This is a genomic window from Xanthobacter autotrophicus (genome assembly GCF_029991245.1).
GTDB lineage: Bacteria > Pseudomonadota > Alphaproteobacteria > Rhizobiales > Xanthobacteraceae > Xanthobacter > Xanthobacter autotrophicus_C.
In genome coordinates, this window is record NZ_JAIVFO010000198.1 from 1 (window position 1) to 6,322 (window position 6,322).

The following is a 6,322-nucleotide window of genomic DNA, read 5'->3' on the forward strand; positions in this document are numbered from 1 at the left end:
TGTGTATAAGAGCAAGGCCCTCCCCCGCAAGCGGGAGAGGGTTCACCGGTGCGCCCGGTCGCGGCAGCAGCTTTCGAAAACGAGCGCGAGCCGCCAGCGCAGCGCGCCGCCCTATCCCTGCGCGAGCCGCCAGCGCGGCGCGCCGAGCCTTGGCCCTGCTCTTGCCCGAGCGCGAGCCGCTAGCGCGGTGCGCCAAGCCTTGCCCGAGCGCGAGCCGCTAGCGCGGTGCGCCAAGCCTTGCCCGAGCGCGAGCCGCTAGCGCGGTGCGCGCTTGGCCAAAATCCGCTGGAGCGTGCGGCGGTGCATGGAGAGGCGGCGCGCGGTCTCGGAGACATTGCGTCCGCACAATTCGTAGACGCGCTGGATATGCTCCCACCGCACCCGGTCGGCGGACATGGGATTCTCCGGCGGGATCGGCTTGTGATCGGCGCTGGCGAGCAGCGCGGCCACCACGTCGTCCGCATCGGCGGGCTTGGCCAGATAGTCCACCGCGCCCATCTTCACCGCCGTCACCGCCGTGGCGATGTTGCCGTAGCCGGTGAGCACGATGGCCCGCGCGCCGGGCCGGTGCCGCTTCAGCGCCGAGATCACGTCGAGCCCGGTGCCGTCGCCGAGGCGCATGTCCACCACCGCATAGGCGGGGGCCGAGGCTTCCACGCGGGCGAGGCCATCGGCAACCGTCTCTGCCGTCGCCACCTCGAAGCCGCGGGCTTCCATGGCTCGCGCGAGGCGCTGCAGAAAGGACCGGTCGTCGTCCACGATCAGAACCGACCGGTCTTCCCCCACGTCGGGCGGCGTCGTCTCATTCATAACGTCTTCCTCAAAATCCAGCTCCGGCAGGGCCGGGTACGAACAGAACTGGCTGCGGCTTTCTACGCCGACTGCCTGGTAGATTAATCCGATCCGCGTCCCTTTGTCGCGTAGTCATCCGTCTCAATGGCCAGTGCCTTGCGCGGCCAGTGCATGCGGATGACCGCGCCGGTCTCCGGCGGGAAGCGATTCTGGAAGGTCAAGGTCGCGCCGGTGCGCTCAAGCAGGGTCTTGGCAATGAAGAAGCCGAGCCCCAGCCCGCTCTCACCGTCCTCTTCCAGCCGGTCGCGGGCCCGGGACGTCACATAGGGCTGGCCGATGCGCCCGCTCACCTCCGGCGAAAAACCCGGGCCGTCGTCGGCCACCACGATGTCGAGGCCGGCCACGCTCCACTGGGCGCTGATATCGACCCGCGTGGCGGCAAAATCCACCGCATTCTCCACCAGATTGCCCAGGCCGTAGAGCAGGCCGGGATTGCGGGCAATCACCGGGGCGTTCGGATCGTCCTTCACCTGGACGTTGATGGCGATGCCGAAATTGCGATGCGGCTCCACCACCTCCTCCAGCAGCAGGGCCAGCGGCATGCGGTCGAACGGCGCGTCGCCCGCACTCAGGGAGGTGAGCTTCTGCAGGATGTCGCGGCAGCGGTTCGCCTGGTCGCGCAGCAGGGCCACGTCCTCCGCATGGGGATCCCCGTCGGTCATGGACCGCTGCATCTCCTTCACCACCAGGGCGATGGTGGAGAGCGGCGTGCCCAGCTCGTGGGCGGCGGCGGCGGCGAGGCCGTCGATGGCGGACAGATGCTGCTCCCGCGCCAGCACCAGCTCGGTGGCGGCGAGCGCCTCCGCCAGTTCCCGCGCCTCCTCGGCCACCCGCCACGCATGCATGCCGATGAAGCCCACCGCCACCGACAGGGACACCCATATGCCGGCGAGATAGAGGTCCGGCAGCACCGGCAGGTTGCCGCCCGCCCACGGCAGCGGCCGCGCCCACAGGCCCACGGTCCCGGCGCAGGCCACCGCGAGCACGCCCAGCAGCACCGTGGTGGTCCAGGACAGGGCGGTGGAGGAAATCATGACCGGGGCGAGGTACAGCAGCACGAACGGGTTCTTCAGCCCGCCCGTCAGATAGAGCAGGGCGGTGAGCTGGAGCACGTCATAGGCCAGCAGCGGCCCGGCGGCGGCGTCGCCGAGCCGGCGGGCCACCGGATACTTCACCCGCAGCAGCACGTTCACCAGCGCAGACAGGCCCACCACCGCAAGGCAGGAGGTCAGCGGCAGCGGAAAGCCAAGCCCGAGGTTCACCACCACCAGCGCCAGCACCTGGCCCGAGACCGCGAGCCAGCGCAGCCGAATCAAGGTGTCGAGGCGCAACCCGAAAGAGCGGCCGTGCGGCGGCGTGACGAAGGCGGTGCTCATGAGCGAGCGCCTTTCATATCAGGGACTTCAGGGGAGTCCGCGCGGCATGAAGTCCTGGCATCCCCCGAAGTGACGTAAGGGAATAGTGGCCCGGATGCCATAAGCGTGCGCGAAGCGAACTCTATGTCTTTTGTCGGCATTGACCAAGCCTGCAAGTGCGCTCACGTTTCTGAAGGGCGCCATCCGTAACGGAGCGCACTAATCGTGAGGAGCGCAGATGGCAATCGGTGAGTTCGCGAGCGCGCTGCGGTTACCGCGCCAGGGTGACGTCGGCCTTTCGACCCCGCTCTACTGGATGTACGAAATGGGGTACGCGGCGCTCAACCCGTCGCGGGCGGTGGCTGATGCCAGCCGGGCGGTCCTGAACAACCCCATCAATCCGGTCTCCCACACCACCCTCGGCAAGTCCATGGCGGCGGCCTGCGAGCTGTTCGAGCGCACCACGCGGCGCTACGGCAAGCCGGACTGGGAAATCACCCACACCGTGGCAAACGGCCAGAGCGTGCCCGTGCACGTGAACACCGTGTGGCGGCGGCCGTTCTGCAACCTGCTGCATTTCGAGCGGGCGTTCGAATATCCGCCGCGCCAGCCGCAGCCGCGCCTGCTCATCGTGGCCCCGGTGTCCGGCCACCATGCCACGCTGCTGCGCGGCACCGTTGAAGCCATGCTGCCCACCCATGACGTCTATGTCACCGACTGGGTGGACGCCAAGCTCGTCCCCCTCACCGAGGGGCGGTTCAGCCTGTCGGACTATGTGGACTACCTCATCTCCATCTTCCACCGCATGGGCGGCGACTGCCACGTGATGGCGGTGTGCCAGCCGGCGGTTCCGGTGATGATGGCGGTGGCGCGCATGGAGGCGGAGGAAGACCCCTTCGTGCCCAAGTCCATGATCCTCATGGGCGGCCCCATCGACACCCGCGAGGCGCCCACGGCGGTGAACACCCTCGCCAAGGATCGCGGCATCGACTGGTTCAAGCGCACCGTGCTCACCACCGTGCCGTGGTCGCATCCGGGCGCCATGCGCGAGGTCTATCCCGGCTTCCTGCAGCTCAACGGCTTCATGTCCATGAACATGGACCGGCACCTGCAGGCCCATTGGGACCTGTTCCACCATCTGGTGCAGGGCGACGGCGATTCGGCCGAGAAGCACCGCGACTTCTACGACGAATATCTCGCGGTCATGGACCTGACGGCCGAGTTCTATATTGAAACGGTTGAGAACGTGTTCATCACCCATTCCCTTCCCAAGGGTGAGATCATGCACCATTCCCAGATGGTGAAGCCCGACGCCATCCACCGCGTCGCGCTGATGACGGTGGAAGGCGAGAAGGACGACATCTCCGGCATCGGCCAGACCAAGGCGGCGCACAAGATCTGCCCGCGCATTCCCGAGGACAAGCGCGCCCATTACGAGCAGCCGGGCGTCGGCCATTACGGCGTGTTCAACGGCTCGCGCTTCCGCTCGGAGATCGCCCCGCGCATCGCCGACTTCATCATGTCCCAGGAGCTGCCCCGCGGCGCCACCGCCCAGCACCCCAGCGAGCGGCCGGCCGCCGAGACGGTCGAGGAAGGCCCGGACGTGTTTGCCCTCAACAAGAACGTGACCGCCTTTTATCCCCGGGTTGCTCCGACTTAGCACTGGCAGGGCGAAGCAATTGAGGGGAAGATGCGGAGGTAGCGTCTCCCCGGTTGCCCCCATGCTGTTCCGTCGTCACGACCCAAAGCCGCCCGCGCCGCGGGCGGCGGAATGGATCGAGCTGATGCTCGATGATGGATTGCTGCGCGTGGCGGTACGTAGACACCCCCAGGCGCAGCGCCTGACCCTCCGCGTCCGTGCCGCCGCGCGGGACGTGACCCTCACCGCCCCGCCCCACGTGCCCCTCGCCTTCGCCCGCGACTTCGTGCATCGCCATCGCGAATGGGTACGCGTGCGCCTGGTGCGCCTGCCCGAAAAGGTGCTGTTCGAGCCCGGCGCGCTGATCCCGCTCCACGGCACGCCCCATCGCATCGTCCATTGCCCGCAGGCCCGCGGCACCGTCTGGGCGGCGCCGGACGCCGACGGCCACCCCGCCTTGCATGTGGCCGGCGAGGCCCCCCATCTGGCGCGCCGGGTGCAGGACTACCTCAAGCGGGAAGCGCGGCAGGCGCTTGCCGCCGCGGTCAAGCACTACACGGGCGCGCTGAAGGTGGAGGTGGGCCGCATCACGCTGCGGGATACGGCGAGCCGCTGGGGCTCATGCTCGGCACGGGGCGACCTGTCGTTCTCGTGGCGGCTCATCATGGCGCCGCCTTTCGTCCAGAATTACCTCGCCGCGCACGAAGTCGCCCATCGGCTGGAGATGAACCACGGCCCGCGCTTCTGGCGGCTGGTGGAGCAGGTGTGCCCGCACCGCCGGGAGGCCGAAGCCTGGCTGCGCCGCCACGGCTCCGACCTCCACCGCTACGGCGGGGAATAGGCCCCGCTCAAGTCCTGCTGACCGCTCAGTTCCATTCCTTGCGGCCGAGGGCGAAGCGGCCCGGTCCGGAGGCGAAATAGAACAGCAGGCCACCGATGATGGCCGCGTTCTTGAAGAAATGGATCTGCTGGCCCATCGCCGCGGCCGGGTCCGCAATCGTCCAGAACACGTGGGAGGTGGCGGTGGCGATCACCACGAAGCCGGCCAGCACCACCGCGACGATGCGCGGGATGAAGCCGAGGATCAGCAGCAGGCCGCCGCCCACTTCCACCGCGATGGTCGCATAGGCCATCAGGGTGGGCATCGGCACGCCCTTGGCCGCCAGGCTCGCGGCGAAGCCGGCGACGTTGCCGATCTTGCCGATGCCCATGGGCAGGAACAGGGAGGCCATCAGCAGCCGGCCCGCGAGCAGGGCCAAATCATCGAGTATCCGCAAGCCCGTTCTCCTCCGCTTACCGCCATAATGACGAAAGGTGAGGTTTGTTAGGAGCGGACCCCGGGCGCGGGCAAGCGCCGCGCTGACGCAGCGGATACACTATTTCGTGTGCTCGCCCTCTTGCGGACCCCGGTGCCTTGCCACCTCCTCAACCTCTTCCGCCGCCGCGAACAGCAGCCGCGCCGCCACCGGCAGGGCCACCGACAAGCCGGCGAAGCGGAACAGGTGGTGGGCGCTCATGAAGGCCGGGTCGTAGCCCAGCGCGAAGCCCAGCGCGGTCATGGCCTCCAGCGCGCCGGGGGCAAAAGCGGTGACGAGCTTGCCGAGGTCATCCCCCGTCAGCCAGGCCGCCAGCAGGGCGAACAGGGTGGAGATGCTCACCGCCACCAGGAAGGCCCCCAGCGAGGCCCGGAAATAGGCCCGGATGGTGCCGAGCGTGGTGCCGAGAAAGCGCACCCCAACGCTCGCCCCCAGCACCACGAAGGCGGGCACGATGAGCGCTTGCGGCAGCACCGCGTTGGAAACGCCGGAGGCGTGGAGCCCCGCGCTGCCGGCGAGCGCGCCGAGGATGAGCCCGCCCGGCACCTTGAGCCATGCCGCACCGAGCCCGGCGGTCACGCAGACGCACAGCAGCACCGCCACCTCCACCGCCGTCGAGACGTGGGGCGGCGTCGGCAGGCCACCGGCCGTAAGCCCGGAGACCCCCAGCACGTTGGGCAGCGCCACCACCAGCAGGAACAGGCGCAGGGCCTGGGCGAACGCCACCTTGCGCAGGTCCGCGTTGGTGTCGGCGGCCATGGCCACCACGGTGCCGAAGGCGCCGGGGGCGGAGGCCCAGAAGGCGGTCTCCCGGCTCCAGCCGGCGACCCGGTTGAGGAACAGGGCGCCCCCGGCCATGGTGGCGAGCACGCTCGCCCCGAGGCACGCCATGCTGACCGGCCAGGTGGCGGCGCGGGCGAAGGTCTCCGGCGTCAGCGCCGTGCCCATGGAGGTGCCGAGCACGATGAAGGCGAGGAAGCGCACCCATTCGGGCACCGCGATGCGCACCCCCGCCACGGCGAGGGCGATGGACACCACCAGCGCCCCGGAGATCCAGGCGGCGGGCAGGCCGAGGACGGCGAACACGGCGCCGCCCAATGCCCCCGCCCCCAGCGTCACCACCGTCGCGACGGCCGACCGCACCTGATACGCAAGTGAAC

At 69.1% G+C, this 6,322-nt stretch carries 6 protein-coding genes; 2 read left to right on the plus strand and 4 right to left on the minus strand.

The features are described from left to right. Positions 1 to 255: 255 nt before the first annotated feature. Positions 256 to 810, minus strand: a complete 555-nt coding sequence (locus K9U41_RS21200) for an ActR/PrrA/RegA family redox response regulator transcription factor (protein WP_138400236.1) — start codon at positions 808 to 810, stop codon at positions 256 to 258. An 83-nt stretch (positions 811 to 893) separates the two neighbouring features. Continuing rightward, a complete protein-coding gene (locus K9U41_RS21205) occupies positions 894 to 2,228 on the minus strand; it encodes an ActS/PrrB/RegB family redox-sensitive histidine kinase (protein WP_282642830.1) in 1,335 nt (444 codons plus the stop codon). 217 nt (positions 2,229 to 2,445) lie between these two features. Between K9U41_RS21205 and K9U41_RS21210 the strand changes: the two genes are divergently transcribed. Both K9U41_RS21210 and K9U41_RS21215 read left to right on the plus strand, forming a co-directional pair. Next, complete coding sequence (locus K9U41_RS21210) at positions 2,446 to 3,867, plus strand: polyhydroxyalkanoate depolymerase (RefSeq protein ID WP_282642831.1); 1,422 nt, start codon at positions 2,446 to 2,448, stop codon at positions 3,865 to 3,867. A 61-nt stretch (positions 3,868 to 3,928) separates the two neighbouring features. After that, complete coding sequence (locus K9U41_RS21215; protein ID WP_282642832.1) at positions 3,929 to 4,687, plus strand: M48 family metallopeptidase; 759 nt, start codon at positions 3,929 to 3,931, stop codon at positions 4,685 to 4,687. A 25-nt stretch (positions 4,688 to 4,712) separates the two neighbouring features. On the opposite strand, the gene K9U41_RS21220 is transcribed toward K9U41_RS21215, so the two are convergent. Both K9U41_RS21220 and K9U41_RS21225 read right to left on the minus strand, forming a co-directional pair. Beyond that, on the minus strand, positions 4,713 to 5,123 hold the full coding sequence (locus K9U41_RS21220) for a DoxX family protein (RefSeq protein ID WP_282642833.1): 411 nt from the start codon (positions 5,121 to 5,123) through the stop codon (positions 4,713 to 4,715). A gap of 99 nt (positions 5,124 to 5,222) precedes the next feature. Further along, positions 5,223 to 6,322: AbrB family transcriptional regulator (locus K9U41_RS21225; protein WP_282642834.1), on the minus strand; the 1,100-nt coding region annotated here is incomplete at its 5' end.

What these genes read in the sequence shown, in the direction of transcription:
- K9U41_RS21200 (WP_138400236.1), bottom strand. Translation starts at nt 810, where the DNA reads ATGAATGAGACGACGCCGCCCGACGTGGGGGAAGACCGGTCGGTTCTG.
- K9U41_RS21205 (WP_282642830.1), bottom strand. Translation starts at nt 2,228, where the DNA reads ATGAGCACCGCCTTCGTCACGCCGCCGCACGGCCGCTCTTTCGGGTTG.
- K9U41_RS21210 (WP_282642831.1), top strand. Translation starts at nt 2,446, where the DNA reads ATGGCAATCGGTGAGTTCGCGAGCGCGCTGCGGTTACCGCGCCAGGGT.
- K9U41_RS21215 (WP_282642832.1), top strand. Translation starts at nt 3,929, where the DNA reads ATGCTGTTCCGTCGTCACGACCCAAAGCCGCCCGCGCCGCGGGCGGCG.